Raw genomic sequence first — 26,986 nt, 5'->3', positions numbered from 1 at the left:
GCCCTTCGGCTTGAAGTCGAACCCATGCCCACCGCGCTCGTAGATGGCCCAGTCGGCCCCAAGCTGCGATTTTGGCCAAGTCGGAGAACGTTTTGGGAACGTGGCATTCGGTATTGACGATGGAAATCATAGAAGAGGACAGTTCGCTCCATCATAGGGAGTGGGTTGATGGATCGGAGTATTCCGGGCGGGGATTTGATCGGACGATGGAGCCTGAGCTTTGCCGATATTGATTTTGTAAATTCGAAGCCGGCCCTGACGCGCCTTGGCCTCGCCGCGCAGCTGAAATTCTTCGCTTCCCTGGGGTTTTTCGCGATCGATCCCGGCTCAATCCCTACCGATGGCCTCTCGTATCTGGCCGAGCAACTCGGTGTCGAGGCTGGCGAGATAGCCGGTTATGACTTTTCCAGTCGGACAGCACGACGGCATTGTGCGGAGATCCTGATCCATCTTGGATATCACCGCATGAAGCGGGTGGATCGCGCGCAATTGACGGAATGGATTGCTGGCGAGCTGTGCCCGGGCGGCCAGTCGATCAATGCCATGCTTGAGCATGTTTTCCTGTGGTGCCGGGACCGGCGTATTTATGGGCCGTCGCGCAAGGAGCTTGAACGTGTCGTTCGCTCACAACGGCAAGATTATCTGGACACCTGGCTGATCGGAGCCAGTGATCGGCTTTCGTCAGATGCGGTGGCGTTATTGGAAGCCTCGCTTGCCGATCCGGACAGCTCGACCGGATTCAACAGGATGAAGGGTGACGCCGGACAGGCAACGCTCGACAACATTCTCGACGTGACCGAGAAACTCGCCTTTATCCAGAGACTTGATCTTCCCCATGATCTCCTGACGGCTACGGGCAAGCCATGGGTCGATCAGATTGTTCGCCGCGTTGCCGGTGAAAAGGCCTCGGAGATGCGCCGGCATGCGCCGGCGCGACAGCTCGGCCTTTATGCGATTTATCTAATGTCGCGGGAGGCGCAACTCACTGACGCGATGATCGACCTGCTGATCGAAACCGTTCACAAGATCGGAACGCGCTCGAAACGCAAGGTGGTGGGCGATATCGCGAAAGACATCGAGCGGGTCTATGGAAAGGAGCGCCTGCTGGTCGAGATCGCCAGCGCCTCGATCAATGAACCATCGGGGCGCATCTGCGATGTCATTTTCCCGATCGCCGGTAAGGCCAAGCTGGCGGCGATCGTCAAGGAGAGCCATGCGAAGGGCGCTCTGGACCGGCGCATCTACAAGGTGATGCGTGGTTCCTGGGCCAATCATTACCGGCGCATGCTGCCAAGCCTGCTTTCCGTACTTGAGTTCCGGTCGAACAACGCGGTGTGGCGGCCGGTCCTGGCGGCCCTCGACTGGATCAGGAGCAAGGTGGATGGCGGATGCCGCTTCGTGCCATTGCAGGATGTTCCGATCGATGAGGTGATTCCAGCGCGATGGCGCAGTTCCGTCATTGATGACGATGGGCGGGTAAACCGGATCAGCTATGAGCTTTGCGTCCTGACGCAACTGCGCGACCGCATCCGCTCCAAAGAAATCTGGGTGGTCGGGGCGGATCGCTATCGCAATCCCGATGACGATCTTCCCAAGGACTTCGAGATCAGGCGAGATGCGTACTATTCCGGCCTCAGCCTGACGCCAGATGCGCAGGCGTTTTGCGCCTCGATCCGGGAGGAGCTTGAACGGGAACTGTTGCTCCTCAATGCCAATATTCCACAAAACGACAAGGTCCGGCTCCTGTGGCGCGGCGACAACCGGATATCGATTACACCGTTCAAGCCCTTGCCCGAACCGAAGGGTCTCGCTTCGATCAAAAGCGAGATCGGTCAGCGCTGGCCGATGACCGGACTGCTGGACGTGTTGAAAGAGGCTGCTCTGGACACGGGATTGATGGATGCTTTCGAAACGTCGGCCTCGCGGGTTACCCTGTCGAAAGCAGCCTTGGCTCAGCGTCTTTTGCTGTGTCTCTATGGCTTGGGCACGAACGCCGGGCTCAAGCGGGTCGCTGGCGCAACACCCGATGTCAGTTACGAGGAATTGCTGCATGTCCATCGCCGTTTCATCCACGCGCCAGCGCTGAGGGAGGCGTGCGCGCGGGTAGCAAACGCGACACTGGCAATCCGCAATGCCGCAGTATGGGGAGATGCGGGCACGGCATGCGCGTCCGATTCAACGAAGTTCGGCGCGTGGGACCGCAACCTGATGACGGAATGGCACGCCCGCTATGGCGGCCGTGGCGTCATGATCTACTGGCATGTGGAGAAGCGCGCGACCTGCGTTTATTCCCAGCTCAAGCGGTGCTCTTCCTCGGAGGTCGCCTCCATGATCGAAGGCGTGCTACGCCATTGCACCGACATGGAAATCCAGCGCCAGTACGTCGATAGCCACGGCCAGAGCGCAGTCGGCTTTGCGTTCTGCCGACTCCTTGGATTTGAGCTTGCCCCGCGGCTGAAAGCAGTGGCACGCCAGAAACTGGCCCTTCCCCAAGCCGGCATGCGCACGCGGCTTTCCAATTTACTGCCGATCCTCTCCAGCCCGATCGACTGGGACGAGATCGAGCAACAATATGACGAAATGGTCAAATATGCCGCTGCCATGCAATCGCGCACCGCCGATCCGGAAGCGATCCTGCTCCGGTTTGCCAGAGCCGAAGTGATGCACCCGACCTACAAGGCGCTGAGTGAACTCGGCCGCGCGGTCAAAACAATCTTCCTATGCCGGTATTTGCGTCAGGAGGCATTCCGCCGCGAGATCCACGAAGGGCTGAATGTGGTTGAGAACTGGAACGGCGCTAATGGTTTCGTGTTCTTCGGCAAGGGCGGCGAGATCGCCACCAACCGCATCCATGAGCAGGAAATCTCCGTTCTGGCGCTACACCTCCTGCAAGCGTCGCTGGTGTATGTGAACACCCGCATGCTTCAGACCGTACTGGTTGAGCCGAAGTGGGCGGGGCGGATGACGCCGGAAGATTATCGTGGTCTCACGCCGTTGATCTACAGTCATGTGAACCCTTATGGCCGCTTCGACCTCGACCTGAACGACCGGATTGATTTTGGACGGCTTGCAGCGTGAGGCGGCTGATCGGCCTATAACATTTGGGTACACCCCAGAGTGATAGGGCCGAGTGACACCATTCGTCTGTCACAAAAGGGTGGGTTTGCGCTCAATGTGACGATACACTGCAAGAGCCACCCTAATGTGACGGATTTTGCACTTGGCTCGTATCGGATATGCCCGCGTCAGCACCACGGACCAGGATCTGGATATCCAGATTGGCCGCCTCAAGAATGCAGGTTGCGAAATTATCCGTTCCGAGACCGGATCGGGGGCCTCGCGGAGCGGGCGCACGGAACTGGAAACGATCATGCAGTTTATGCACACCGGCGACGAGCTGGTCGTGCTGCGGCTCGACCGGCTCGGCCGCTCCACGCGCGATGTCCTGAACCTGGTGCATGAGCTTGATGAAAAGGGAGCTTCGCTGCGCATCCTTGAGCCAGAGGTGACGACGGCGGGCGACACGGGGCGAATGGTCATCACCATACTCGGCATGGTCGCCGATATGGAGCTGAAGTTCATCAAGGATCGTCAGCGCGCCGGGATCGAAGCGGCGCGCGCCGAAGGCGTTTACAAAGGCCGGAAGAAGAACGTCGATGACGATGAAATCCGCCGTCGCCTTGCCGCCGGCGCCAGCAAGGCCCGCGTTGCCCGCGACCTGAAGGTCTCACGAATGACCGTCTATCGGGCGCTCGACATTATTCCGTCACAGACCAAACTGCCGGAAAAGCCGCCCACTGCCAGCATCGCCCTGCATCTGATTATCGAGAACTTCAACAAGCGTGGAAGAGGTAGAAAACCCGCTCGGGAGCGGATTGAGGCGATGCTGGAACGCGACTACGCCATGGTAAAAAACGGCAATTGTGATTACAAACTGACCGTCGCCTATGACCCCGATCCGGATGGCATTTCCCTTGATGAGGAAATCCAAAGCCTCCTCTCCGAGATGTTCAACATCGCAGAGAGCTACAATTGCTCCATGGAAGCCGATATCTACGAGGTCGGTGGTCAGCAACGGTCCTGGTAGAATCAATCAAGCGTTCAGTGTTCGTTCTTCAACCTGGCCAAAATCGCAGCTTCGGGCCGACTGGGCCTAGATATGTGTAGTGGCTTGCAATGATGCGCGGCCGGAACTGCAATAAAGGACGGTTTCCGGCTCACATTGCGTGAGACGGAAGGGCGCGGCAGACGCAGTTTCGTTGAGACGCAAATCACATTCGGTGCGACGGACGTGAGATGTTCGGCGATGGGCGCAGGATCGCGGACACGGCGGTCAAAGCGGCAATCCTGCTGCTCGCATATCGTCGGTCAGTTCGCGCGCACGAGCCGGGTCGAGTCCGCCCCGGAGCAATTGGCATGGCGGATTTCCGCCGGCTTGGCGTAGAACTGGTCCGCCAGGCTCTTCGTGTCGTAGCCGTGGCGGGTAAGCTGAGGTTCGAGGTCGTCGATCTGGCGTGAAAGCACACCCTCGACGGTCGCGGCGTCGATCGGTTTCACGCTGGCCTCGAACCCTGCCTCGAACGCCCGCACAAGATGACGGCCGATCTGGAGCGGGGTCTTGAGCTTGGCGGCGAGCAGGATCGCGGCATCCTCGGTCAGCACGGCATCGGGCTCAATCCCCGGCGACAGCGCAGTGCGCAGCGCCCAGTCGATGTAATCGCGCTGACGGTCGCGCAGACCGCCAAACTCGAACACCGTCGTCCGATCGCCGATTTCCTCCATAAGAGGGCGCTTGAGGTCGTTGCGCAGCTTTGGATGGCCGACGAGGATCACGGCAAGTTGACCGCCGCCCTCGGTGACAAGCTCGACGAGGCGCTTGAGCGCGGTCAGCGTTTTGGGATGGAGGTCGTGCGCGTCGTCGACGAACAGTGCGACCGGCCGCTTGGCCTTGCGGAACAGCTCCTGCAAATCGCGTTCGCGCCGTTCCGACTGGCTGGGGATCGAGACGGTCTTCTCCGACGAGAGGTCGTAGAACAGGGCCGCGACCAACAGCGGTACCGATATCTTGGCCTTCTCCAGGCTGAGCGCGCGCGACACGATCACGCGCCCCTCGCGCTCCAGCTCTTCGCGCAGTCGCCGCGTCAGCACGGTCTTGCCCGAGCCGATGGTGGCGGTGAGCGCAACTAGGCGTCCGCCATTAATCGCAGTCTTCAGATCATGGGTGAGCTGGGCATGATGCTCGGTCTCGAAGAAGCCGAGATCGACCGGAGGCCGGGCCAGTCCGTAATAGCGCATTACCTCGGTTTGCATCAGCCGCTCCGTCTATGGCCGGGCGGGAATCGCCTGCGGATTTCTTCCATCACCTCGGGCCTGGAGAGCGTGCGCGCGAGCAGCGCGTCGATGAAGGCGCGGTCCTCCTCGCAAAGCCCGCCCAGGGGCAGGCGCAACTCCTCGGATATGGCGAAGCGTGCCTTGAGCGGCGTGGCGAAGGTGAGTTCGCCGAACGGGTCGGGATCGGCAAATGGCCGGGCCGGCACAGGCGCGATCCCATCGGCAGGCTTGCGACCGATCACCACGATGTCATTCTCGCCCGTCAGGACCGAGCGGGGAATCCCGATTTTCGTTGCCAGCGCATCAACCCGATCCGCGCGAATCTCACGCCGGCTCTTGCGATGTTTGCGGTAGCGATGCAGCGGCACCGGCCCTCCGACCGGATCGAACGGTCCGTACCGCTCGTCGCCATATTCAACCCATAGCTCCTGGTCGAACAGCCCCCACCAGACGACGACCGTTTCGCCGGCCACCTCGGACGTGACCTCATAGGTAACGCCAGCGACGGTCAGGCGGCAGTCGAGCCCGACCTTGCGGCGTTCGGGCTCGCGGGCGAATGCACAATAGCGCTCCCAACCGCACATGGCGCGAATGCCGCCGTCGGGCAGATGCCCGAGCCAGTCGTCGATCCGGGAATGCGGCTCGCGACGATGATCGCCACCGTTGTAGGTGGCGATGTAGCGGGCCAGCCAGCGATTGGCCTCTTCCTCACTGGTGGGTTCGTGGAAGTGGTACAGCGTCTCGTGCGCTTCCTTGACGGTGCGGAACGGTCGCTCGACCTTGCCTTTGGCGCGCGCGGTAGTGCGGCGTCCGTCCGACCCTGCCGGCATGTGCGGGGTGACGGTGATCCCGAGACATTCCATGACCCGCTTGAACACGCTCGATTTGCCGACCGGGCCGCCATCGAGCTGGATGTTCTCCGGAATGCCTTCGAAGGGATTGTCCTCCTTCGGCGCCATCGCCCGGAACAGGAAGCGCAGCGCCGCCTCGGCATCCTCGCCGTAAACCAGCGCATATTCCTGATAGACGACGCCCGACCGGTCATCGACCACCGAGAACAGCATCAGCGTCGGTGCGCCGCCCCGATCGGGATCGATCCAGGTCGGGGCTTTCAACTGTTTGAGGTCCGACGGGCTCATGTCGAAATGCCAGAGCATGTTGGCGCGTTCGGCCTGATAGCGCACCGCAGTCGGCTCGCGCGTCATCCGCTCGGTGTCGTACCCGCGTTGCCGCATGTGGCGATTGAGCGTCGAGGCCGCCAAGCGCCCTGACGGCAGCTTCACCAGACCGCGATCGGGGGTCTCGACGCCGTGTTCAGTGACGATTTCGAGGATACGTTTCGTCGAGAGGCGACGACCCTGCCGGTTGGTCGTGCGGCTCTTCATCGCCGCGACGACCTCGCACCACCACTCAATCTCGTCGGCAGGCATCGTCCGCGACAGACCACGATCGGCGCGGTGCGCGTCCTTCGGACGCCTCTCGCCGCGCAACAGCCGGTAGAGCGTGGCGCGGCTGATATCGTAGAGTTCGGCGGTCGATGCCATCAGCGGCTGCCGCTCAGGATGCCTCGCCGGAAGTGCCGCCAATCGACGCCGGAGCGTCACGATCGCCTCAATGGGGACCGTGACGCCCGCGCTCATTACGCAGCCTGGCTTTGTAGTTGCCGACTGGGACCAGCATCGAGCAACGCCTGCCCCGGCGCCTTGGGAGTGCCGTCGCCGTTGACGTAGACATAGAGCGTGGTGGTCGTGATTCCGAGCCGCTTGGCGACATCGGCTGCGACGGCACCCCGATCGGACATCGCCGCCATCGCCATCGTCAGCGTCGCCCGGTTCATCTTGCGCGGCCGACCGCCCATGCGACCGCGCGCGCGCGCCGCAGCAAGGCCGGCATGGGTGCGCTCGGCGATCAACTCGCGCTCGAACTCGGCGAACGCCGCGAAGATGCCGAAAGCGAGACGGCCATTGGCAGACGTTGTGTCGATCTGCGCGCCGGCACCGGCCAGGACCTTCAACCCGACCCCGCGCGACCGGAGATCCTCCGCCGTCGTCACGAGGTGACGCAGATCGCGACCGAGCCGGTCGAGCTTCCAGATGACGAGCGTGTTGCCTGGCTGGAGCGCCTTCAGGCAGGCGGTGAGTCCCGGCCGGGCATCATGCCGACCCGAGGCCATATCCTCATAGATGCGGGATGGATCGATGCCGGCCGCGAACAGTGCGTCGCGCTGCGGCTCCAGCGTTTGCGTGCCGTCCGACTTGGACACCCGGATATAGCCGATGAGCAATGCGTACCCCGCCAGAAAAGATCACCGGCATGGTGCAAGATGGCGCTGGTTTTCACAACGGGTTTTCTTGCTGTTTTCGGGCAGCCGGAAGCGGCATCGCCCGACCGCGAGAAAACCGCTCGTTTTCCTGGCGGTCCCGGCATCGGTTTCCGGCGATCAGGCTGCGCTACGGTTTTCCACCGCCTTGCAAATTCTTTCTGCTGTCGCCTTGAGCACCTGTTCCACCAAAGCCTGGGAACCGAGCGGTAAATCCGAGGATTTGAATTCGGATACTAATCGCGCGCAGCCGTCGGCCCAACTTCGCCTCAACTCCGTCAATCGCTCCGACAGGTCGCCTGTGCGACCATCAACGGCTGCCTGGGCCTCTCGCTCGAGTTCGGCGGCAGCGCGCAGCACGTGCACGAGCTTTGCTTTCATGGGCTCAGGCAACTCGGGTAAATCGCCATGGGGATGGCTGCCGGAGGCCATCATGGCCTGGTTCCGTTCCGAAACCTCCTCCATGATTCTGGCATAACGCTCAAACCCGGGAAAGCGGTCACACAGATCGCGTAACGCCCGGTCGCTTGCAGTGGTGTAGATGGCGTGCAGGTCCTGCATGTGGCCGATCATATGATTGGCCAGCGCGATCCCGGTGATTCCCTGCGCTTCAAGCTGGCGGACCCGCAGGTTAATGGCGGCAGCGATCCGGTTGGCATCGGTCATCTCGCACCCGTCCTTTCGCTGCAGCATCGTGAGCACGTCGCCTTCGACTGGAGGCAGCACCGCGTGATTGCAAGCGTCGTGCGGAGCGGACCATGCCTGCGGTCTGTCATGGCTTAGCAACCTCACAGGTCGAAAGGGCCACGAAGTCGCAACGTCATGGCGTGTCCGCGATCCTGCGCCGATCGCCGAACATCTCGCGTCCGTCGCACCGATTGTGATTTGCGTCTCAACCAATGTGAGCCTGCCGGCCCCTAACGTCTCACCCAATGTGAGCCGGAAACCGCCCTTTATTGCAGTTCCGGGCGATCATCATTGCAAGCCGCTACAGATATGGAGCTCAGCTGGCACGCCAGCCTTTCGCCATGCGGAATAGAGTTGCACAGGATCGTTCGGCATGAACTCATCATCCGCCGCGCCAGCGATAAACGCTGGCGACGCATCGGCGGGAACCGGCGTGCGCAGGCCGCCATAGATCAGGCCGACGAAATCCGGCCGTGAGATATTGTCGCCGATAGCGAGATCAGCCGCGAGGAATGCGCCGGAAGAGACGCCGAGAAGAGCCGGGCCGAGCGATTGTCGTTCGGGCATCGGCTGGTCGACCATCTCAACGTCGGTGCGATCTCCGGCTTGTTGATCGCGATCGCCGGGTATTTCTGGGCGAACCGGCTGATCCCCGCCGCCATGCCGGGCCGCGAGCAATGGGAGATCAACAGCTTCCTCATCCTGTGGCTGATAGCGTTCCTGCATCCGATCCTGCGTCCCCTGAAACGCGCATGGATGGAGCAGCTTGTCCTCGGCGGGATGCTGTTCGCCGCAATCCCGTTGCTGAGCGTTCTCACCGGTAATGCGCATCTCGGCATGACCATTCCCAATGGCAATTGGGTGGTCGCCGGCTTCGATCTCACCTGCCTGGCGACCGGTCTCGCGCTGCTGGAAACCGCCCGGCGCTTGTCGATCCGACGCGAAGCGAAAGGCCGGAGGGCGATCAAGGCACGGGAAGCGAATACTGCTGTCTTGGCGGCGGCGAAGTAGCGCTATGATGATGCTCGCCTTGGTCCTGGCGTTTGCCGGCTGTGTGTGCCTGTCGCTCGCCATGGACCGCCATTACGGGCAAGTGATGGCGGGCAGGCCAATACCCAGGCAGCGGCATCTGGCGCGCGTTGGTGGTGTGCTGCTGCTTGGGCTATCGTCCGCCATTTGCATCGCCGCCTATGGCTGGTCGATCGGTCTTGCCTGCTGGTTCGGCCTCGTGGCTCTGGCCGCGACTGTCCTCCAGGTGCTGCTGGCATATCGTCCCACCATCATTCCGACCGCTGCGATCTGTGCCGTCCTGTTGGCAGGCGGAGGGGTGTCCCTGTCACAAATATTCAACTAAGGTTGCGTGCAACGAATGCCTTGAGCAGAAGCACCGACGACGGTCACAGCGTCGAACAATAAACCAGGTTGAAACCGTTATAGACGATATGTGGCACGATCGGCGGCCAGACCGACGCCGCGCGAAATCCCCTCTGTTCGCTGCTACAGACTGTGGACGCCTGCGACAGCGAAGACCCCCAAGAGCGCGCCCGTTCCGACATTTGATAGGAACATCCTGAAATTCAAATCGGGCCGATCCAGATCAAAGCGGTAGATTTGCCATGCCAGATGAGCCGCGATGATGACCATCCCCATCTGATAGAGATTGGACATTCCCAGCATCCAGCCCCCCACGATCCAGGCGAGAACGGCAAGGGCGTAGAACAGGCTGATGAAGAACTTGCCGCGCGCGCCGAACAGAAGCGCGGTGGAGCGAAGGCCGAGCCGGGCATCGTCGCGCGCATCGACATAGCCGTAGATGGAATCATATCCGATCTGCCACGCCACCGCACCGAGCCACATCAGTACCGCGCCGAAAGGGATATGCCCGGTCACCTCAGACCATGCCATAAGCATACCCCAGTTGAACGCCGCCCCCAAAACCGCCTGCGGCCAGTATGTGAAGCGCTTGCAGAATGGGTAGAGGAAAACCAGCGGAACGACGCTGACCGCAACCAGTCTCGTGAAAGGCGACAGAAACACAAGAAGCGAAGCGGCCAGCGCCAATTCCACCGCAAGGAAGATCAGCGCCGCGCGTGTCGTGATCGCGCCACTTGCAAGCGGTCGGAAACGGGTGCGCTCGACATGCGCGTCGAACTTCCGGTCCGCTATGTCATTGACCGTCGAACCGGCGCTTCGCATCAGGACGGCGCCGAGCGTGAAGATCACCAGCACACGCGCTGACGGAATACCGCCCGATGCCTGCACCAGTGCTGCCAGGCATGGAAACAGTGTCAACCAGATGCCAACTGGCCGATCAATACGGGCGAGGCGCGCATAAGGCTGAAAGGCGGCAGGTAAAAACCTATCCACCCAATCGCCGTGTCGAATATCCGTCAGATCGGGCCATTTTCCTGTCATTGTCATCTAATCTCTTCGTATGAAACGCACTTTGCCGTATCGGCCGATTGTGAAAACCGTTTATGCCTGCTTGCCGATCACCTCAGAACAGGGACCGGACTCCGGGCGATGTTTGCCGCCGACGTGATACGGGCGGAGAGGCGATCAAGCCAACCTCTTCCTTTCGACCTTCGAAAGATGAAATCGCATCCATATGCCCGGCACACGTCGCCTACGGCTCTCGCGACGTGTGCGCTTTCCAGATTCAAGGTCGCGGCGACAACCCCTGTGTCAGCAGAGGTGGTGAGTGCGCTTGCCAGTTCACGGCGAGCGATATCCTTCCGCTGACAACCGACAGGATGTGAAAACGAGATATCGGCCACCGATACCATTGTTTCAAACGCGTCAGAGAGCGATGGGTCAGCGAACTGTGACGGGGCCGGGATCAGGTTGCTCCCGCCCGCCGCCGAAAAGGCGTTGGCTCCAAACTGGCGGCGCATGTGGGTCCCAACCAGCGTCCCGTCCATGTCGACAAGAGCGCGGACGCCTGAAGGGTGATGATCTTGGTCATCGTCGTTCCTGATGGATATCGGTTAGAAGTTTAGGCGCCTGAAACATTGACGTGCTTGCGCGTGACGGTGCTCGCGCTGGCTCTGTTGCAAAGATTGGCGGCAGTCAGAGGTAGGCTGTCGCTCTGCGCCGATCAGGCGGCTGCTGCGAAATGGTGGTTGAGCATGCCCATGGCCTCCGTCAGCGCCGAGGGCCCAATGCCAAAAGCTCTCTCCACAAGGCGCACCTCGCCCCTGATGCCGGGCTGCAGGCACCAGGGGCGAGCCTGTCCTTTGCGCAGGGCTCGCATGACTTCGAATCCCTTGATCGTGGCATAGGCCGTGGGGATCGATTTGAAACCGCGCACCGGCTTGATCAGTATCTTGAGCTTTCCGTGATCGGCCTCGATCACGTTATTGAGATACTTCACCTGCCGGTGGGCCGTCTCCCGGTCCAGCTTTCCTTCGCGCTTCAATTCGGTGATCGCTGCACCATAGCTCGGCGCTTTGTCGGTATTGAGCGTGGCAGGCTTTTCCCAGTGCTTCAGGCCTCGCAGGGCCTTGCCCAGGAACCGCTTCGCTGCCTTGGCGCTGCGGGTCGGCGACAGGTAGAAATCGATCGTGTCGCCCCGCTTGTCGACTGCCCGGTACAGGTAGGTCCACTTGCCCCGCACCTTGACGTAGGTTTCATCCAGGCGCCAGCTCGGATCAAAGCCACGCCGCCAGAACCAGCGCAGCCGCTTCTCCATCTCCGGGGCGTAGCACTGGACCCAGCGATAGATCGTCGTATGGTCGACCGAAATGCCGCGTTCCGCCAGCATTTCCTCAAGGTCGCGATAGCTGATCGGATAGCGACAATACCAGCGCACCGCCCACAGGATCACATCACCCTGGAAATGGCGCCACTTGAAATCCGTCATCGTTCCGTCCGTCCAATCTCCGCCAAGCATGCTCAAGCTTCACGATTTTTGCAACAGAGCCGTCGCCGAAGTTGCCCTGAGCGATACGGTCGATTCGTTTGGCGATCCGCGCCCGCGCCTAGACATCCCGCAGCGCCGTGAGCCAGTCGATGAACTTGGCAGTGCGGAGGACTTCGATCATGTCAAGTATAATGCACAGACTAGGATGACATGTCAACTATATACTACAATGCCGATCCGTCCCGGTGGCGACGCACAATCGCCGTGACCGTGTTCTTGCTGATCCCAAGATCGCGGGCAATCCAACGATAGCTGCGTCCGGCTTCTATCGCCTCGATGACCCTGGGGGTCAATCGATCCGATTTCGGACGGTCTCCAGGTTGACGGCCCAGTTTGCGTCCGCGCGAGCGGGCTGCGGCCAAGCCGGATTTGACCCGTTCGCTGAGCAAGTCCCTCTCGAACTGGGAGATGCCCGCAAGCAAGGTCGCCATCATCCGTCCATGCGGGGTATTGAGCTCGAAGGTCATGCCGCTCATGGCGACGACCGAAACTCTCCACCCCGCAAGGACGTTGAGCGTATCGAGCAGGTCCTGTGTCGAGCGCCCCCAGCGGCTGAGTTCGGTGACCAGAACGGCATCGATCTTTCGGGCCTGCGCCAATTGCATGACCTGCTTGCGGGCGGAGCGACCAGCTTTCATGCCGGAAGCCGTTTCAGTGAACGTGGCGATCACCTCAAACCCGCCACGCTCGGCGAAACCGGTCAGGTCGAGAAGTTGGCGCTCGCACGACTGGTCCGAGGTTGAAACCCGGGCGTAAATGGCGGCGCGTTGTCCCAATTGAACCCCTTCGGATTTCCGGCTTGCAAAGCCGCAGAAATGCTGGTCCGAACTCCGTCTCAAACAGACTAATGATCAAATGGGACGGAGGCAATGACCCGGCGTACTATTCTCACCGACCGCCAGCGATCTGCTCTGTTTGCCCTGCCAACCGATGATGCACAGTTGCTACGGCACTACATGTTGGCCGATGACGACCTCGGTCACATCAACGAGCGCCGCCGCCCAGCAAATCGAATCGGTTTTGCATTACAGCTCTGCGCCCTCCGCTTTCCTGGCAGATCATTGAACTCGGGCGAAGTCATTCCCCAACCGCTGCTAGCATTCATCGGCGCCCAATTGGGCATCCCAGCAGATGCATTGCTGACCTACGCAGCGCGTCGACAGACCCGCCAGCAGCACATGGATGCGCTGCGCCGGATTTACGGCTACAAGATGTTTACCGGGCGGTGCGCTCGGGATTTCAAGGAGTGGCTTTCGCGGGAGGCGGAAGAGGCACGGTCCAACGAGGATATTGTCAGGCGCTTTGTGGCTCGCTGCCGGGAGACCCAGACCATTCTGCCGGCCATCACGACCATCGAACGGCTCTGCGCTGACGCGCTGGTTGCCGCCGAGCGGCGTATCGAAACCCGCATCGCTCGCCGGATCGACGGTGAGATGCGCAAGCGAATGATCGCATTGCTGACGGAAACGATGCCGGGAAACATCAGTCGCCTCGTGTGGCTGCGCAAATTCGAGGTCGGCAACAAATCGACTGCGGCGGGCCGCTTGCTCGACCGGCTCGAGTTCCTTCAAGACCTGAATCTGCCGACGGCCGTACTGAAAGGCGTGCCCGTGCACAGGATCACGCGATTACGCCGGCAGGGAGAGCGCTATTTCACGGACGGGCTTCGCGATATCACGTCGGACCGCCGCATTGCCATCCTCGCCTGCTGCTGCGTCGAATGGGAGGCTGCCATTGCGGATGCCGTAGTCGAAACCCATGAACGGATTGTTGGCAAGACCTGGCGCGAGGCGAAACAACTTCACGAAGCCCGGATTGGCGATGCCCGTTCAGCGGTGACGGAAACGCTGCGCGGATTTACCGCCATCGGCACCGCCATGATCACGGCCCGCAATGATGGCGTACCGATCGAGACAGTTCTTGGCCGGATACCGGAATGGGGCCAGCTTGATCAGCTGGTGGCGACCGCGGCGCAGTTGAGCACCACCATGGCGGATGAGCCACTCGCCCATGTCGGGATGGGCTACCATCGGTTCCGTCGTTATGCACCGCGCATGCTGCGTTGTCTCAGGATCGAATGCGCACCGGTGGCCAAGCCCTTGCTGGCCGCCGCCATGAAGATCAGGGATTCCAGGCCGCCGGACAGGGCGGAACCGGATTTCTTGCGACCGAGTTCCAAATGGCGCCGACACCTGAAGAACCAGGATCGGGACGACAACCGCTTCTGGGAGGTCTCGGTCCTCTTCCATCTGCGCGACGCCTTTCGCGCTGGCGACATGTGGTTGGCGCATTCGCGCCGCTACGGCGACATGAAGCAAGTACTGGTACCGATGGCGGCCGCCCAGCAGGAAATGGCCCAACTGACCATGCCGCTCGATCCGCACACATGGCTTGCCGATCGCAAGGCGAGATTGGCGGCCGGTCTGAAACGTCTTGCCGCAGCCGCCCGCAACGGAACCATTCCTCACGGCAGCATCGAAAATGGCACGCTGCGGATCGACCGGCTGACCGCCAATGTGCCCGATAAGGCGCACGAGCTGATCCTCGATCTCTATCGCCGGCTACCAACGGCGCGGATCACTGACATCCTGCTCGAGGTCGACGCGGCCACCGGATTTACCGAGGCGTTCACTCATCTGCGCACAGGCGCGCCGTGCGAGGACAAGATCGGTTTGCTCAACGTGCTGTTGGCGGAAGGACTCAATCTGGGTCTGCGCAAGATGGCGGAAGCGTCGAACACTCACGATTACTGGCAGTTGTCGCGCCTGGCACGCTGGTACGTCGAGAGCGAGGCCATGGATCAGGCACTGGCGACGGTGGTTGCCGCGCAGGGGAAACTGGACATGGCCCGCCATTGGGGATTTGGCACCACGGCCTCGAGCGACGGTCAGTTCTTCCCTGCCGCCCGTCAGGGAGAGGCGATGAACGCGGTCAATGCGAAGTATGGCAATGACCCCGGCACCAAGAGCTACAGTTCGGTGAACGACCAGTATGCGCCATTCGTTTCCCGCCTGATTCCAGTGACGGCAAGCGAAGCACCCTACATCCTCAGTGGCCTGCTGGCGAATGACGCGGGCAGGCTGGTCCGCGAGCAATACGCCGACACGGCGGGCTACACCGATCATGTCTTTGGGATGAGCGGCCTGCTCGACCGCCGCCTTGTCCTGCGCATTCGCGATCTTCCGTCCAAACGGTTCTATGTGTTCGACCCCACCGCCACCCCGACCGAACTTCGCAAGCTGGTTGCGGGCAAGATCAAAGAAGATAGCATCGTTGCCAACTGGCCCGACTTGTTTCGCGCGATCGCCACCGTCAACTCGGGCCGGATCGAACCCCACCAAATGTTGCGCAAGCTCGCTGGCTATCCACGCCAGAGCAATCTGGCTGTGGCCTTGCGCGAGGTGGGCCGCATCGAGCGAACGCTGTTTCTCATCGATTGGATCCTTGATGCCGACATGCAGCGCCGCGCCCAGATCGGGCTGAACAAGGGCGAGGCGCATCATGCCTTGAAAAATGCGCTCCGGATTGGCCGCCAGGGCGAAATCCGCGATCGCACCAGCGAGGGGCAGCACTTCCGGATTGCTGGCCTGAACCTGTTGGCTGTCATCGTGATATACTGGAACACCTTGCACCTGCACGAGGCCGTCGAAGCCCGGCGCCGGGATGGCCTCGATGTGCCGCCTGAATTGCTTGCCCACATTTCGCCCTTGGGTTGGGCGCACATCCTGCTGACCGGTGAATATCGCTGGCCCAAGGACGAGGGGCCGGTGTAGGCAATATCCAAATGGAGATACCGGCAAGGCATTGCGATGGCAAAAGCAGCGACTAAACTGCCCGGCGACAGGGTGATCCGCGCCCTGCTGGCCAAACACGATTGCCCGGTTGGCTATCACGAGGTTCGCACCCGACTGTTGGGCGCCATCGCCAGTCCCGATCCGGACGTGAAGCCCATGACGGTGATTGCCGACCTTTGGGGCGGCGAATTGCCCGAATTTGATAGTATGGAAGACGCCAATGAACTGCTTGGCGCGCTGGTGATGGGGCTCTGGAACGAAATGTCGGCCCATCAGGATCCCAAGGTTCCGTTCAGGGCCATGCCGGTGCCGCTGGAACCCACCGCGGCCAATCTCGGCAATTTTGGCCTGGTGCGCAGTCAGGAGGCAGAAGGGTTTGTCGAAGGGCTGTTCAACGGAGCGGACGAGGCCGGCCTTACCGCGCCGTGGCCAACTCGACATTGAAACCCACGCGGGAAATCGACGCCGAACAACGGCTGCGCGAGAAATTGCGCAAGATCGAGGCCCTGTTTGCCGGGGCGGCAACCGCCGGTGAAAAGGCCGCGGCGGGCGCTGCCGCTGAGCGCATACGGCGCCAATTTTCCGAAACAAAGTCGCGAGAAAAGGTTGAGGAGTTCAAGTTTTCCATTTCCGACCCATGGTCGCGCCAATTATTCACCGCCCTGTGTCGCCGTTATGGGCTGCGTCCGTTCCGCTACACGCGCATGCACCGCCAGACGGTCATGGTTCATGCCCCTGCCAGCTTCGTCAACAACACGCTGTGGCCGGAATTTCAGGAACTGAGCGACGCGCTCAGCGCCCACCTGATGATCATCACGGAGCGGATCATCCGCGAGGAGGTTTTTGCCACCACGGGCGAGGCCGACGAAATCCCCGAGCCAGCGCGTCTGCGATAACAGCGGCGCTTGACAGTTCGCTTAGGGTGTCATTCCGCCCCCTACCGAAACTGACCCCTATATTTGTATACGCCTATACATTCGCGCCCTTGTGGCGCGTCGGCGCTATCGCTTCAATTCAGGACTGGTTTGTCGTCGGCCGATGGATCAGCGTGAAAAAGGCCCTCCATCGGATTGTCGCGAACATATTCGCCGCCTTCGGCAAATGCCCGGAGCGGATCGTTGCCCTTCATGCGGCCAGCGGTGATTTCGCGTTCGGTCACGCGCAAAAGCACGGCCTTGTCGATCTGCCCGTCAACCAAGCTCTCCTGGCGGAGCATGAGATGGTAAGTCGAAAGGTTATCGGCCAGAAAGCCGATGATCCGATCACCTGGAACTTGTGCCTTGGCCAACCCTTCGGCGGCGATGTTGGTCAACGCGATGTGCATACTTATCAGGCGGACGCGGTTAAATTCGTCGCGCTCGACAGCGTGCAGTTCTATCAGCTCATCGACCAATGCTTGTAGGTCACAGCCTGGCTCGCCGATGCTCTTCATGAAACGATCGGCAAATTCCTCAAATCGTTCATTTGGCATGGTCGAAATACCTTGTGTTTGAGAGCGTTTAAACGCTCTACACCTTGTCGAACTTCCCCGCGAACTCACGATCGGCGAAATAGCGCAGCTTTGCGGCGACGATCGGCCGTTGGCCGGCGAGGAACAGGAGCTGCAAATCCTCGCGCAGCGTGCGGACCTCATCGGGCGTGAGCAGGGGCCGCGCGACATGCTGCGCGCCGAACGATATGCCGGTTTCGTCGCTGTCGATCGCGCGGCTCATCGTCTCGAACACGACCGTTTCCTGGCCGAGCAGATCGGAGACGAGCTTGGCGCTGTCGTGATCGTTGACCCCGAACACTTGCAGCACGCCGGCGTTGGACAGGAAGGTGCCGGCGCGGCGCTCGTAGAGCGCGCGGAGCTGGTGAACGTCTTGCAGGATCGGCCAGAGCTGGATGCCGTAGCCGGCCATCAGGCCCATAGCGCGCTCGACGGGTTCGAGGCGGCCCAGCGCGGCGAACTCATCGAGCAGGAACAGGACGGAGCGGGCAGGGGAGGCCGGCGCGCGCGCCAGATCGGTCAGCCCTTGCGCGAGCATCAGGCGCAGCCAGCGGGCATAGGTGGCGAGCCGATCGGGCGGCAGCACCAGATAGACGCTGGTAGGCTGCGCCTTCACATCGGCGAACGTGAAATCGGAATGTCCCAGCACCGCCGTCATGCGCGGGGAATCGAGGAAATGGGTATGGCGCTGCGCGGCCGACAGCACGCCAGCGGCTTCGCGATCGGACTTGCCAAGGTGGCGGTTGGCGGCGCGCGCGGCGAGGCCGCCTTGCGCCTGCATGGCTTCTAGCTGGGCGGCGAAGGCGGCAGGGGCGAGGGTGAGCCGGTCGCGCAGCGTGGCAAGGGTCCGTGTGCTCGCCGGCTCGCTGGTGACGATATGCAGGATCAGGCCGGCGATCAACGCCTTGGCTTCCTCGTTCCAATGCGCCTCGCCAGCTTCGCCGGGGGCGTCATAGACCAGCGCGTCGGCCAGCGTCATGCAGTCGTCGGCGAGATCGAGGCCGGCAGGGTCGATGCGATCCAGTGGGTTGAACGCGGCCCCGACCATGCCAGTGACGCCGAAGGGATCGAGAACATGGACCGGCCCGAATCTTGCCCGGTAGTGGGCGGTGATACGCGCGTTCTCGCCCTTGGGGTCGATGCAGACGACCGGGCCGGGATAGTCGAGCAGATTGGGGATGATGGTGCCCACGCCCTTGCCGGTGCGCGTTGGCGCGATCGTCAGCAGATGGGAAGGGCCGGCATAGCGCAGGGGCTTGCCCGATTTGCGGTCGCGGCCGATCAGCAGGCCAGCGTCGCCGGCGAGGGGCTTTGTCTCGCGATCGGAGGCGAAGCGGGCCGAGCCGTGCGTGTCGTCGCCGTCAGGGCCGCCATAGCGCAGGATCAGTGGTTGGAAGAGGGCGCGCAGCGTGACGAGGATGATAACCAGGCCCGCCAGCATCATCACGATTTGGTAGATATTAGAATCGCGCGGCAGGCCGAGCAGGGAGCGAAGGACGAGTTGCGTCCCCAGCCCCAGCACAAGCGTGGTGATGAGGAACAGGACCGCGACGCCGAACAGGTGGCGGATGAGCGCAACCGGGCTGGTGACGAGGGCCGTTACCGCCCATATCGGCTGTGAGCGCGCCATGCGGGCGAGGTTGCGGATTGCGCGGCCGAGCTGGCGGAACCATTCCATCATCAGGATTCCCTCCCATTGTCGTTGTCGAGATGTTCGGCGCAGATCGCGGCGGCGATCGTGTGGAAATGCCTCACGCGCTCGACGAGCCAGGCCAGTTCGTCGGGGGTGATTTCATAGGCGTGGGAATAGCGGGCCTCGACATAGGCGCGCTGCAACTGCGCGAAATGGCGACGGGCGGCGCGGGTATCGCGCGGCCATGCTTCGATCAGCCGGGGATCGAGATTTTCGGCGAGCGAGCGCAGGATGCCGAGCCGGTGCGATTTGGGCGCGTAGAGCGTCAGGACGAGCAGCACGGCATTGTAAGCCCGCTCGACGGCCTGGTGGAGCATGAACGCTGCATCGCGCGGCACGCCGTCGGCAATGCTGTCCTGGGCGAGCTTGAGCGCGTGCGCGGCGAGCGGGAACCAATGGTCGCGATGGCGCAGGGCTTCGGCGTGGCGTTCCTGCGCGTCGAGCTGGCGCGGCACGGCGAGGCCCTGTCCTGGCGCTTCGTAGAGGGCAATGCCATCGCGGGCTATGTCGGCGAAGAAGGGACGGCCGCGCGCGAGCTGGTCGTTCACGTCCATCAGCGAATGGACGATGAAATTGACGGGGGTGGAGAGGTGGCGGGTGACGGTCAGCTCGCGCACCAGATGATCGTCGGCGACCGCCCACCATGTTTGCAGATCGGTGAAGGTCTCGGAGTTGACGACGACGAGCAGGTCATAGTCGGAGATGTAGCCGCTGGCGCGATCCTCGACCCAATCGCCGCGCGCGTAGGAGCCGAACAGGATCAGCTTGAGGATGCGGCCGCCCTTGCGCTTGTCGGAGAGCTTGGTTTTGACGGCATCCTCAAATTCATCGAACAGGACGCGGGCGACCCGTTCCAGCTCGCGGCGTTTGGCGGCGGGGAGATGATCGAGATCGGCCCGCATCGTCATTCGATCGTTGCCGGCGTGATCGCCAGCGCCGGGTCTGCGTCGGGATGATCGAGCAGCTTTAGGACGATCGCCGTGGCGAGGGGAGGGGGCACGGCTTCCTCGCGCAGCATGTCGAACAGGGCATGTTCGCCGGCGTCGAGGTCCATGCCTTCGATCGCGAGATTAGCGCGGGCTTCGGCATCGCCTTCGCGCCACATCGTGACTTCGGCGGGGGTGCCGCGCACATAATCGAGCGCGCGGACCTGGGCGCGGATCGCCGCGATGTCGAGGGCGCGCGTCACGGTTCCTGCCCTTGGCTTGTCGGCTGCGCGATGGCGTTGCGCGCGGGATCGTCGGGCAGCGCGATATGGGTGATGCCCGGAGCGGCGGCGATTTCGTCCACCAGGCTATCGACGGTTTCCATGCGGTGACTGGGCCAGTCGCGCGAGATGGTGACATAGCCGGCATCGGTCTGGACATTGATGGTCGCGGTGGCGGGAAGCAGATCGAGCAGCGAGGCGAGCTTGTCCTGAATGTCGGGGGTGATGCGGTCGATTCCCGGCCCCACCATCAGGAGCTGCCAGGAGAGGCGCGACGTGTCAGTCATGGGCGTTTCCTTCCGCGTTGTCCTGTCCTTCGGCTTCCGCGTCGAAGGCCCGTTTGCCGCGCCGCTTCCAGAGCGCGAGAGCGTTGCCATCGTCGCGCGCGCGGGCGGCCAGATCGAGCATCGCGCCATAGAGCGTTGCGCGATCGTCGTCGGTCAGATCGACGAGGCCGGCTTTCTGGACGAGGCCGCCCAGCTCTATGAGATGGCGCGTGCGCTCGCGGCGAGCCACGACCCATCCTCTCGTATCGGTGCGGCGCGCGGCGGCTTCAACCCTATGCCTCGCTTGCGCCAGTCGGGTTTCCGCCTTCGCCGTTGCCGCCAGAGCGTCGCCCAGCCTTGCGCCCGCGTCCTTGAAAGAAGGCCGCGCCCCGCGAGCGCCACGCCTCCCTTTCTTCCGCGTCGGCCGATTCCACGGCGGCGAGCAGCGCACCGGCGAGCGTGTCCAGATCGAGCGCATCGGCCCCGGTCCCCGTTACCAGTAGCCCAAGTTGCTCGACCTTCTTCGCCTTGATAGACTTGGCCTTGTCGCTCAGTGCCCGCAATTCGGCGTCATAGTCGCGCGTCTTTCGCATCATTCTCTCCCTCGCGCCCGTCGAACAGAAGCCGCACAGTAGCACGATCGCGCTGGCAGGACAGCGGTTCCGAACAGAAATGCGGCGAAGTCAATCACGCGAACGGCAGAGAGTGGTGAGTGCGCGCTTATAGGTCGTTGCCGACCTGCGCTAAGAAGGGTAAGTTTCGCGTTGTCATGGCGATCTACCATTTCTCCGCGAAAGTCATCGGCCGCTCCAGTGGATCGAGCGCCGTTGCCAGCGCGGCCTATCGTGCGGCGGAACGGCTGCACGATGACCGACTCGGGCGCGACCATGATTTCTCGAACAAGGCCGGCGTCGTCCATTCGGAAATCATGCTGCCCGAAGGTGCGCCGGAGCGTTTAAACGATCGCGCGACCTTGTGGAACGAGGTTGAGGCCGGCGAGAAACGCAAGGACGCCCAGCTTGCGCGCGAGGTGGAGTTCTCGATTCCGCGTGAGATGAACCAGCAGCAGGGCGTGGCGCTCGCGCGCGAGTTCGTCGAAAAGCAGTTCGTCGAACGCGGCATGGTGGCCGACCTCAATGTGCATTGGGACATGGGCAAGGACGGCCAGCCCAAGCCGCACGCGCATGTCATGTTGTCGATGCGCGAAATCAGCCCGGACGGCTTCGGCAAGAAGGTTGTCGAGTGGAACAGCACGGCGCTCCTGAAGGAGTGGCGCGAGGCGTGGGCGGACCATGTGAACCAGCGGCTTGCCGAGCTGGATATTGACGCGCGGATCGACCATCGCACGTTGGCGGCGCAGGGGATCGACCTTGAGCCGCAACACAAGATCGGGCCGGCTGCATCGCGTATGCCCGAACAGGGGCTTGAGGCGGAACGGGTTGAGGACCATGCCCGGATCGCGCGCGAGAATGGCGAGAAGATCATTGCGCGGCCCGAGATCGCATTGGACGCGATCACGCGGCAGCAGGCGACGTTCACGCGCCGCGACCTGGCGCAGTTCGCGTTCCGCCACAGCGACGGCAAGGACCAGTTCGACCAGGTGATGAGCGCGGTGCGGACCTCGCCCGAGCTGGTGGCGCTGGGGAAGGATGGGCGCGGCGAGGATCGGTTCACGTCGCGCGACATGATCGACACCGAGCAGCGGTTGAGTCAGGCCGGCGATCGGCTTGCGGATCGGGCAGGGCATGGTCTCTCGGCGGCGTCTCAAATGGGGGGGCGAGACACCGCCGAGAGTGGAAGCCTTGCGCTGGGAAGCCAGCAAAAGGACGCCCTGGCCCATATCACCGGCAAGAACGACCTTGCAATCGTCGTGGGCTATGCCGGCACCGGCAAATCGACCATGTTGGGGGTTGCGCGCGACGAATGGGAGCGCGCGGGCTATCAGGTGCGCGGCGCGGCCCTGTCCGGCATCGCGGCCGAGGGCTTGGAGGGCGGCTCCGGCATCCAGTCGCGCACGATCGCGAGTATGGAATATCAGTGGGATCAGGGCCGCGAGCTGCTAGGCCCGCGCGACGTGCTGGTGATCGACGAGGCCGGCATGATCGGCACGCGCCAGATGGAGCGCGTATTGTCCGAGGCCGAGAGGGCGGGGGCGAAGGTCGTTCTAGTCGGCGACGCGGAGCAGTTGCAGGCGATCGAGGCGGGCGCGGCGTTCCGCTCGCTTGCCGAGCGCCACGGCGCGGCCGAGATCAACGAGGTTCGCCGGCAGCATGAGGACTGGCAGAAGGACGCCACGCGGGCGCTGGCGACGGGCAGGACCGGCGAGGCGATCCGTGCCTATGAGCAGCATGGCATGGTCCACGCGGCCGAGACGCGCGAGGCGGCCCGCGCCGAGCTGATCGACACATGGGACGCGCAGCGGCTTGCCGATCCCGACAAGACCCGGATTATCCTTACCCATACCAATGCCGAGGTGCGCGACCTCAACCTTGCCGCGCGCGATCGGCTGCGCGACGCCGGCGAGCTGGGGCAGGACGTGCGGATTTCGGCCGAGCGGGGCGCGCGCGACTTCGCGACCGGCGACCGCATCATGTTCCTGAAAAACGAGCGCGGCATGGGCGTGAAGAACGGCACGCTGGGGAAGGTCGAGCGCGTGTCGGCCGACAGCATGGCGGTGCGGCTCGATGACGGCCGACAGGTGGCGTTCGACCTCAAGGATTATGCCCATGTCGATCATGGCTATGCCGCGACCATCCACAAATCGCAGGGCGTGACGGTCGATCAGGGGCATGTCCTCGCCACCCCCGGCATGGACCGCCATGCGGCCTATGTGGCGTTGTCGCGGCACCGTGACGGCGTGCAGCTCCATTACGGCCGCGACGACTTCGCCGACGATCGGCGGCTTGTCCGCACGCTGTCGCGCGAGCGGGCGAAGGATATGGCGTCGGATTATCCCATGTATCGGGACCGCGACGGCGCTGATTTTGAGAGGGGGGCGCAAGCGTTCGCCGATCGGCGCGGCCTGTCGGGCGAGATCCGATTGCCGGATGCGCCCGAGCGGAAGGGTGTGGAGCTTCTTGGCCCGCGTGCTGGCACCATGCGCCAGATGGGCGAAGATCCACGCCCGCGCGAGATCGGCCCCCATGAAGCCAGCGGCCGCGGCGCTGGCGAGGGGAAGGCCGCGGCCGAGCGACAGCCGCGGCGCGGCATGTTCGACGGCTTGAAGCTGTCGGCCGAGCCGGCGAAGGCGGCCGAGCCAGTGCAGGGCGCGAAGGAAAAGGCCGCCCCCAAGCGCGGCATGTTCGATGGGCTGAAACTGTCGTCGCGCACGCCGACGCCGGCGAAGGAAGCCCCGGCGCGTGCCGAGCAGGGCCATACCCATGATTTCCGGCGCGCGGTCGAGCGGGCCTCGCGTTCGGCCGAGGCGGTGTTGCAGGCCCGCGCATCGGGCGGGCCGGTATTGGAGCATCAGAAGGTCGCGCTCGAGCGCGCGACGGAGGCGCTGGACCAGATCAGGGCGGGGGCCTCGCGCGATATGGCATCGGCGTTCCAGCGCGAACCCGGCTTGCTCCATGAGGCGGCGGCAGGGCGCAGCGGCCCGATGATGGATGCGATGGCGCATGAGGCCAAGGTGCGGGCCGATCCGAACTTGCGCGCCGATCGGTTCGTGGAACGCTGGCAACAGCTCTCCCAGGATCGCGACCGGCTTTATCGCGCCGGGGACATGACGGGCCGGGAGAAGGCGGGCAAGGAGATGGCGGGCATGGCGAAAAGCCTTGAGCGCGATCCCCAGGTGGAATCGATCCTGCGCGGCCGTGAGCGCGAGCTGGGGCTTGAGATGGGCATGGGGCGCGGGCGCGACCTTAGCCACCAGTTGACGCACGAACTTGGGATTGGCCGCGATCGTGGCCTTAGCCGGTAAGGAGAAGCGATAATGGGCGAGGGTGATGGTCTGGACGACGCGGACGATCCGGCGCGGGCGTTCGAGAAGCTGCGCGGCGAAGTGTCGTTGCTGCGCCTTGCGGTCGAAGGACTGACCGCTGCGCGCGAGAATATCGAGATACCCGACTATCAGCCGACGCTCACCAAGACGCAGGAAATATTGGGCGTGCTGGCCCAGCAGGTCGCGGCGATGCGGAAAAGCCCCGCCTTGTCGATGGACCCGGCGCATATGGCGGGCGAGATCGCCAGCGCCGCCACGAATGCGCGGCGCGAGGATCAGCGCCTTATCACCGAGGCGCGCACGGCGCTGGACCAGGCCGCGCGCGAGATCGGTAGCCGGCTCGCGTCGGCGCGGCGCGGCGACGAGCAAAATCGCTGGCTGTATGTCATCGGCGCTTGCGGCGTGGTGCTAGGGCTGTTGCTCTATGCCTTCCTTGCCGGCCCGCTCGCGCGGGCGACCCCCGATAGCTGGCGCTGGCCCGAGCGCATGGCGACCCGCGTTCTGAATGAACCGGGACCGTGGGGAGCGGGGCAGCGGTTGATGCAGGCGGCCGATCCGGAGAGCTGGGCGCTGATCGTCGCGGCCTCACCGCTGACGGATGCCAATCGCGAGACGGTGCAGAAATGCCGTGAGCAGGCGGAAAAGGCGGCAAAGCCGGTGCGCTGCACGATTGAGGTCAAAGCGGATAGCGGACAAAAATCATGAACCAGCCAGCTATTGCCGGGGCAGAGGAATGCCAGATGCTTGTCGGTCGAAATTGCCGCGAGCGCCGCGTGCAACTCGCAATGTCGCAGGTAGAATTATCGGAGCGATCGGGCGTTGCCGCGTCGTATCTGTCGCGCATAGAAAACGGACGCGGCAACCCCACGTTGGAACTGTTGGATTCGATAGCGGGCGCGCTGGGCTGTCATGTGGTGGACCTATTCCGCGAGTGACGATCGCGCCGCCCGGTCTGTTCAGCTATTGCTTGGCACCCGTTCCATTTCTAGCCGGGAAACGTGGCCATCCTCGACCATTTCGACCGCTTCTTGACAATGAAGGGCGGCCATGTCCTGGCCCGCCTTGTCGAATAATTTCATCGCCTTTTTGACCAGCGCGACGGCTTCTTGGGTCATCTCTTCGCGACGCTTGCTGTCTTTGATCGGCTTCACCGGACACTCCCCACATTCGACGGTCGATAGGCGGAAGGGCGCGCGATCGGCGGTGCGCGCCGCCAGTCAAAGACGGGCTGGCTTTTCCGCGTCTTTTCAACCTGGCCCCGCACTTCGCGCACGAGCGCGATGATGAAGCGGGCATCTTCGGCGGCGCGGTGCCGGCGAAAGGGCTGGCGATCGAGCTGGCGCAATGCCGCCTCGACATGCTCATAGGCCGCGCCCATCTCTTCGAGCAGGTCCGCGACATGACCGATGGCGCAGGGCGGCGGCTTGGCCGCCAGTGCCGAAAGCGTCGTCAGCCACGGCGCGTCGAAATGGGAATCGGCGATGACGCGCGCGCCTCGCACATAGGGTTCCAGCTCCGCGACGACCCGCGCCGGGGGCAGGCCGTCGCGGGCGAGCTGTTCCTTGGAGATGCCGTGCAGGCGTTCGGCCTCCTGCGTCCAGCCCCAGCCCGCCCAGGCATCGGGAGGCCGGATGAGCCAGGAGCGGATCAGGCCATGCTCATCGGCAATCCCGATCTCTATGGGATAGGATCGCCCATGACGGGGCAGGCAGGACGCCTCGAAATCCAGAGCGATGATGGTCATGGCGCGCACCCCATCACCAGCTCCGCCCGCAGCTCGCGGGCTTGGGCCTCATATTCGATCGCCAGCAGGCGATGCACGGAAGCCGCTTCGGGCTTGCTTGCCGACTCGGCGGCGGCCCGCTCCTGGCGCGCGCGATCCTCGTAGAAACAGAGATCGTCGCGCGCTTTCGCGATCAAAAATCCATCCTCTGCCATGCCGGCCTCATAGCGCAGGATGCCCTTTTCAGCAATCTTCTTGCGAATGAATCTCAATAATGGAGGTGCATCAGTTCCTGCATCACCGCTGCTGTCAGTGTATCAACTATGGAACCACCCCAGCGCCGATCGGCGTCGGTTGAGATCGTTTAAACGACTTGCCGAAGAACAGTGCCGCGAGCGTGCGGGACTGCACTTTATTTGCAATTCTTAATGCTTTTCCTCTAAACGACACGCGCCCGCCGAGAGGGGGGCAGAGGCGTGGAAACCTCTCAATGTAACCCACATTCTCCAAGTAAGTCGCTGATTTCGCTGTCGTAATCGTGATATTTCGCATATAAATCATGGCGTTGACGGCTGCGAGGGGCGCGTTTCATGGATCACCTGGAGGGTGCG

General features: G+C 62.8%; 28 protein-coding genes. 10 read left to right on the top strand and 18 right to left on the bottom strand.

The window, feature by feature from the left end; all coding sequences use genetic code 11:
- Nucleotides 1-168: 168 nt before the first annotated feature.
- The gene (locus RN629_RS15985; RefSeq protein ID WP_021224283.1) at nucleotides 169-3,078 is read left to right on the top strand and encodes a Tn3 family transposase; all 2,910 of its coding nucleotides are present in this window, start codon (nucleotides 169-171) and stop codon (nucleotides 3,076-3,078) included.
- A gap of 142 nt (nucleotides 3,079-3,220) precedes the next feature.
- Nucleotides 3,221-4,087, top strand: a complete 867-nt coding sequence (locus tag RN629_RS15980; protein WP_086485392.1) for a recombinase family protein — start codon at nucleotides 3,221-3,223, stop codon at nucleotides 4,085-4,087.
- 281 nt (nucleotides 4,088-4,368) lie between these two features.
- Here RN629_RS15980 and RN629_RS15975 read toward each other — a convergent pair whose 3' ends face one another.
- From RN629_RS15975 to RN629_RS15955, 5 genes are all read right to left on the bottom strand, one after another.
- The gene (locus RN629_RS15975; RefSeq protein WP_455189841.1) at nucleotides 4,369-5,310 is read right to left on the bottom strand and encodes an ExeA family protein; all 942 of its coding nucleotides are present in this window, start codon (nucleotides 5,308-5,310) and stop codon (nucleotides 4,369-4,371) included.
- Nucleotides 5,310-6,971 carry an IS481 family transposase gene (locus RN629_RS15970; RefSeq protein WP_126849569.1) on the bottom strand — a complete coding sequence of 554 codons (1,662 nt, stop codon included), beginning with the start codon at nucleotides 6,969-6,971 and terminating at the stop codon, nucleotides 5,310-5,312. The genes RN629_RS15975 and RN629_RS15970 overlap by 1 nt, the downstream gene beginning before the upstream one ends.
- Nucleotides 6,971-7,615 carry a recombinase family protein gene (locus tag RN629_RS15965; RefSeq protein WP_126849570.1) on the bottom strand — a complete coding sequence of 215 codons (645 nt, stop codon included), beginning with the start codon at nucleotides 7,613-7,615 and terminating at the stop codon, nucleotides 6,971-6,973. The genes RN629_RS15970 and RN629_RS15965 overlap by 1 nt, the downstream gene beginning before the upstream one ends.
- A 156-nt stretch (nucleotides 7,616-7,771) precedes the next feature.
- Complete coding sequence (locus RN629_RS15960) at nucleotides 7,772-8,317, bottom strand: hypothetical protein (protein WP_126849571.1); 546 nt, start codon at nucleotides 8,315-8,317, stop codon at nucleotides 7,772-7,774.
- Between the two features lie 309 nt (nucleotides 8,318-8,626).
- The gene (locus tag RN629_RS15955; RefSeq protein WP_407036126.1) at nucleotides 8,627-8,920 is read right to left on the bottom strand and encodes an alpha/beta hydrolase; all 294 of its coding nucleotides are present in this window, start codon (nucleotides 8,918-8,920) and stop codon (nucleotides 8,627-8,629) included.
- A 24-nt stretch (nucleotides 8,921-8,944) separates the two neighbouring features.
- Between RN629_RS15955 and RN629_RS15950 the strand changes: the two genes are divergently transcribed.
- Nucleotides 8,945-9,349 (top strand): hypothetical protein, encoded by a 405-nt coding sequence (locus RN629_RS15950; RefSeq protein ID WP_407036125.1) that lies wholly within the window; start codon nucleotides 8,945-8,947, stop codon nucleotides 9,347-9,349.
- A 4-nt stretch (nucleotides 9,350-9,353) separates the two neighbouring features.
- On the top strand, nucleotides 9,354-9,692 hold the full coding sequence (locus RN629_RS15945; protein WP_407036124.1) for a DUF3325 domain-containing protein: 339 nt from the start codon (nucleotides 9,354-9,356) through the stop codon (nucleotides 9,690-9,692).
- Between the two features lie 143 nt (nucleotides 9,693-9,835).
- Here RN629_RS15945 and ubiA read toward each other — a convergent pair whose 3' ends face one another.
- The 3 genes from ubiA to RN629_RS15930 all read right to left on the bottom strand — a co-directional run bounded on the left by ubiA (nucleotide 9,836) and on the right by RN629_RS15930 (nucleotide 13,036).
- Complete coding sequence (gene ubiA, locus RN629_RS15940; RefSeq protein ID WP_407036123.1) at nucleotides 9,836-10,759, bottom strand: 4-hydroxybenzoate octaprenyltransferase; 924 nt, start codon at nucleotides 10,757-10,759, stop codon at nucleotides 9,836-9,838.
- A 676-nt stretch (nucleotides 10,760-11,435) separates the two neighbouring features.
- Nucleotides 11,436-12,200: an IS6-like element IS6100 family transposase gene (locus RN629_RS15935; protein WP_001389365.1), complete on the bottom strand. Its 765-nt coding sequence runs from the start codon at nucleotides 12,198-12,200 to the stop codon at nucleotides 11,436-11,438.
- A gap of 224 nt (nucleotides 12,201-12,424) precedes the next feature.
- A complete protein-coding gene (locus tag RN629_RS15930; RefSeq protein WP_098108307.1) occupies nucleotides 12,425-13,036 on the bottom strand; it encodes a recombinase family protein in 612 nt (203 codons plus the stop codon).
- A gap of 93 nt (nucleotides 13,037-13,129) precedes the next feature.
- Here RN629_RS15930 and RN629_RS15925 point away from each other — a divergent pair, with 93 nt between their 5' ends.
- From RN629_RS15925 to RN629_RS15915, 3 genes are read left to right on the top strand one after another with little or no spacing between them, the layout of a single operon-like run.
- The gene (locus RN629_RS15925) at nucleotides 13,130-16,033 is read left to right on the top strand and encodes a Tn3 family transposase (RefSeq protein WP_098108308.1); all 2,904 of its coding nucleotides are present in this window, start codon (nucleotides 13,130-13,132) and stop codon (nucleotides 16,031-16,033) included.
- Nucleotides 16,034-16,069: 36 nt separating this feature from the next.
- On the top strand, nucleotides 16,070-16,498 hold the full coding sequence (locus RN629_RS15920; protein ID WP_141521615.1) for a hypothetical protein: 429 nt from the start codon (nucleotides 16,070-16,072) through the stop codon (nucleotides 16,496-16,498).
- The gene (locus RN629_RS15915; RefSeq protein WP_240530236.1) at nucleotides 16,480-16,950 is read left to right on the top strand and encodes a hypothetical protein; all 471 of its coding nucleotides are present in this window, start codon (nucleotides 16,480-16,482) and stop codon (nucleotides 16,948-16,950) included. Before RN629_RS15920 ends, RN629_RS15915 begins: the two co-directional genes overlap by 19 nt.
- Before the next feature lie 113 nt (nucleotides 16,951-17,063).
- On the opposite strand, the gene RN629_RS15910 is transcribed toward RN629_RS15915, so the two are convergent.
- Genes RN629_RS15910 through RN629_RS15880 form a run of 7 tightly spaced genes read right to left on the bottom strand, consistent with a single transcriptional unit; the run spans nucleotide 17,064 to nucleotide 21,302 of the window.
- A complete protein-coding gene (locus RN629_RS15910; protein WP_407036122.1) occupies nucleotides 17,064-17,525 on the bottom strand; it encodes a hypothetical protein in 462 nt (153 codons plus the stop codon).
- Nucleotides 17,526-17,562: 37 nt separating this feature from the next.
- Nucleotides 17,563-19,221 carry a type IV secretory system conjugative DNA transfer family protein gene (locus RN629_RS15905; RefSeq protein ID WP_407036141.1) on the bottom strand — a complete coding sequence of 553 codons (1,659 nt, stop codon included), beginning with the start codon at nucleotides 19,219-19,221 and terminating at the stop codon, nucleotides 17,563-17,565.
- A gap of 2 nt (nucleotides 19,222-19,223) precedes the next feature.
- Entirely contained in the window at nucleotides 19,224-20,144 is a 921-nt protein-coding gene (locus RN629_RS15900) for a HEPN domain-containing protein (RefSeq protein ID WP_407036121.1), read from the bottom strand.
- A complete protein-coding gene (locus RN629_RS15895) occupies nucleotides 20,141-20,425 on the bottom strand; it encodes a hypothetical protein (RefSeq protein WP_407036120.1) in 285 nt (94 codons plus the stop codon). The genes RN629_RS15900 and RN629_RS15895 overlap by 4 nt, the downstream gene beginning before the upstream one ends.
- A complete protein-coding gene (locus tag RN629_RS15890) occupies nucleotides 20,422-20,730 on the bottom strand; it encodes a hypothetical protein (protein WP_407036119.1) in 309 nt (102 codons plus the stop codon). The genes RN629_RS15895 and RN629_RS15890 overlap by 4 nt, the downstream gene beginning before the upstream one ends.
- Nucleotides 20,723-20,959 (bottom strand): conjugal transfer protein TraD, encoded by a 237-nt coding sequence (locus tag RN629_RS15885; RefSeq protein WP_407036118.1) that lies wholly within the window; start codon nucleotides 20,957-20,959, stop codon nucleotides 20,723-20,725. The genes RN629_RS15890 and RN629_RS15885 overlap by 8 nt, the downstream gene beginning before the upstream one ends.
- A gap of 43 nt (nucleotides 20,960-21,002) precedes the next feature.
- Entirely contained in the window at nucleotides 21,003-21,302 is a 300-nt protein-coding gene (locus tag RN629_RS15880; RefSeq protein ID WP_407036117.1) for a conjugal transfer protein TraD, read from the bottom strand.
- Nucleotides 21,303-21,478: 176 nt separating this feature from the next.
- Between RN629_RS15880 and traA the strand changes: the two genes are divergently transcribed.
- From traA to RN629_RS15865, 3 genes are read left to right on the top strand one after another with little or no spacing between them, the layout of a single operon-like run.
- Nucleotides 21,479-24,631, top strand: a complete 3,153-nt coding sequence (gene traA, locus RN629_RS15875) for a Ti-type conjugative transfer relaxase TraA (RefSeq protein WP_407036116.1) — start codon at nucleotides 21,479-21,481, stop codon at nucleotides 24,629-24,631.
- Nucleotides 24,632-24,643: 12 nt separating this feature from the next.
- On the top strand, nucleotides 24,644-25,357 hold the full coding sequence (locus RN629_RS15870; protein WP_407036115.1) for a DUF6118 family protein: 714 nt from the start codon (nucleotides 24,644-24,646) through the stop codon (nucleotides 25,355-25,357).
- Entirely contained in the window at nucleotides 25,354-25,587 is a 234-nt protein-coding gene (locus RN629_RS15865; RefSeq protein ID WP_155646416.1) for a helix-turn-helix domain-containing protein, read from the top strand. Before RN629_RS15870 ends, RN629_RS15865 begins: the two co-directional genes overlap by 4 nt.
- A gap of 21 nt (nucleotides 25,588-25,608) precedes the next feature.
- On the opposite strand, the gene RN629_RS15860 is transcribed toward RN629_RS15865, so the two are convergent.
- The 3 genes from RN629_RS15860 to RN629_RS15850 are packed head-to-tail and all read right to left on the bottom strand — an operon-like array spanning nucleotide 25,609 to nucleotide 26,647.
- Nucleotides 25,609-25,803: a hypothetical protein gene (locus tag RN629_RS15860; RefSeq protein ID WP_407036114.1), complete on the bottom strand. Its 195-nt coding sequence runs from the start codon at nucleotides 25,801-25,803 to the stop codon at nucleotides 25,609-25,611.
- Nucleotides 25,800-26,396 (bottom strand): 3'-5' exonuclease, encoded by a 597-nt coding sequence (locus tag RN629_RS15855; protein ID WP_407036113.1) that lies wholly within the window; start codon nucleotides 26,394-26,396, stop codon nucleotides 25,800-25,802. The genes RN629_RS15860 and RN629_RS15855 overlap by 4 nt, the downstream gene beginning before the upstream one ends.
- The gene (locus RN629_RS15850) at nucleotides 26,393-26,647 is read right to left on the bottom strand and encodes a hypothetical protein (RefSeq protein ID WP_407036112.1); all 255 of its coding nucleotides are present in this window, start codon (nucleotides 26,645-26,647) and stop codon (nucleotides 26,393-26,395) included. The genes RN629_RS15855 and RN629_RS15850 overlap by 4 nt, the downstream gene beginning before the upstream one ends.
- Nucleotides 26,648-26,986: the final 339 nt, after the last annotated feature.

Source organism: Facivitalis istanbulensis (assembly GCF_040560405.1).
GTDB classification, from domain to species: domain Bacteria; phylum Pseudomonadota; class Alphaproteobacteria; order Sphingomonadales; family Sphingomonadaceae; genus Sphingomonas; species Sphingomonas istanbulensis.
Note: the sequence above shows the minus strand (reverse complement) of the source record. Positions and strands in the feature narration are given on the sequence as shown.

What these genes read in the sequence shown, in the direction of transcription:
- RN629_RS15975 (WP_455189841.1), bottom strand. Translation starts at nt 5,310, where the DNA reads ATGCAAACCGAGGTAATGCGCTATTACGGACTGGCCCGGCCTCCGGTC.
- RN629_RS15865 (WP_155646416.1), top strand. Translation starts at nt 25,354, where the DNA reads ATGAACCAGCCAGCTATTGCCGGGGCAGAGGAATGCCAGATGCTTGTC.
- ubiA (WP_407036123.1), bottom strand. Translation starts at nt 10,759, where the DNA reads ATGACAATGACAGGAAAATGGCCCGATCTGACGGATATTCGACACGGC.
- RN629_RS15880 (WP_407036117.1), bottom strand. Translation starts at nt 21,302, where the DNA reads ATGCGAAAGACGCGCGACTATGACGCCGAATTGCGGGCACTGAGCGAC.
- RN629_RS15870 (WP_407036115.1), top strand. Translation starts at nt 24,644, where the DNA reads ATGGGCGAGGGTGATGGTCTGGACGACGCGGACGATCCGGCGCGGGCG.
- RN629_RS15925 (WP_098108308.1), top strand. Translation starts at nt 13,130, where the DNA reads ATGACCCGGCGTACTATTCTCACCGACCGCCAGCGATCTGCTCTGTTT.
- RN629_RS15945 (WP_407036124.1), top strand. Translation starts at nt 9,354, where the DNA reads ATGATGATGCTCGCCTTGGTCCTGGCGTTTGCCGGCTGTGTGTGCCTG.
- RN629_RS15955 (WP_407036126.1), bottom strand. Translation starts at nt 8,920, where the DNA reads ATGGTCGACCAGCCGATGCCCGAACGACAATCGCTCGGCCCGGCTCTT.
- RN629_RS15890 (WP_407036119.1), bottom strand. Translation starts at nt 20,730, where the DNA reads ATGACTGACACGTCGCGCCTCTCCTGGCAGCTCCTGATGGTGGGGCCG.
- traA (WP_407036116.1), top strand. Translation starts at nt 21,479, where the DNA reads ATGGCGATCTACCATTTCTCCGCGAAAGTCATCGGCCGCTCCAGTGGA.
- RN629_RS15905 (WP_407036141.1), bottom strand. Translation starts at nt 19,221, where the DNA reads ATGGAATGGTTCCGCCAGCTCGGCCGCGCAATCCGCAACCTCGCCCGC.
- RN629_RS15935 (WP_001389365.1), bottom strand. Translation starts at nt 12,200, where the DNA reads ATGACGGATTTCAAGTGGCGCCATTTCCAGGGTGATGTGATCCTGTGG.
- RN629_RS15985 (WP_021224283.1), top strand. Translation starts at nt 169, where the DNA reads ATGGATCGGAGTATTCCGGGCGGGGATTTGATCGGACGATGGAGCCTG.
- RN629_RS15855 (WP_407036113.1), bottom strand. Translation starts at nt 26,396, where the DNA reads ATGACCATCATCGCTCTGGATTTCGAGGCGTCCTGCCTGCCCCGTCAT.
- RN629_RS15970 (WP_126849569.1), bottom strand. Translation starts at nt 6,971, where the DNA reads ATGAGCGCGGGCGTCACGGTCCCCATTGAGGCGATCGTGACGCTCCGG.
- RN629_RS15920 (WP_141521615.1), top strand. Translation starts at nt 16,070, where the DNA reads ATGGCAAAAGCAGCGACTAAACTGCCCGGCGACAGGGTGATCCGCGCC.
- RN629_RS15900 (WP_407036121.1), bottom strand. Translation starts at nt 20,144, where the DNA reads ATGACGATGCGGGCCGATCTCGATCATCTCCCCGCCGCCAAACGCCGC.
- RN629_RS15960 (WP_126849571.1), bottom strand. Translation starts at nt 8,317, where the DNA reads ATGACCGATGCCAACCGGATCGCTGCCGCCATTAACCTGCGGGTCCGC.
- RN629_RS15910 (WP_407036122.1), bottom strand. Translation starts at nt 17,525, where the DNA reads ATGCCAAATGAACGATTTGAGGAATTTGCCGATCGTTTCATGAAGAGC.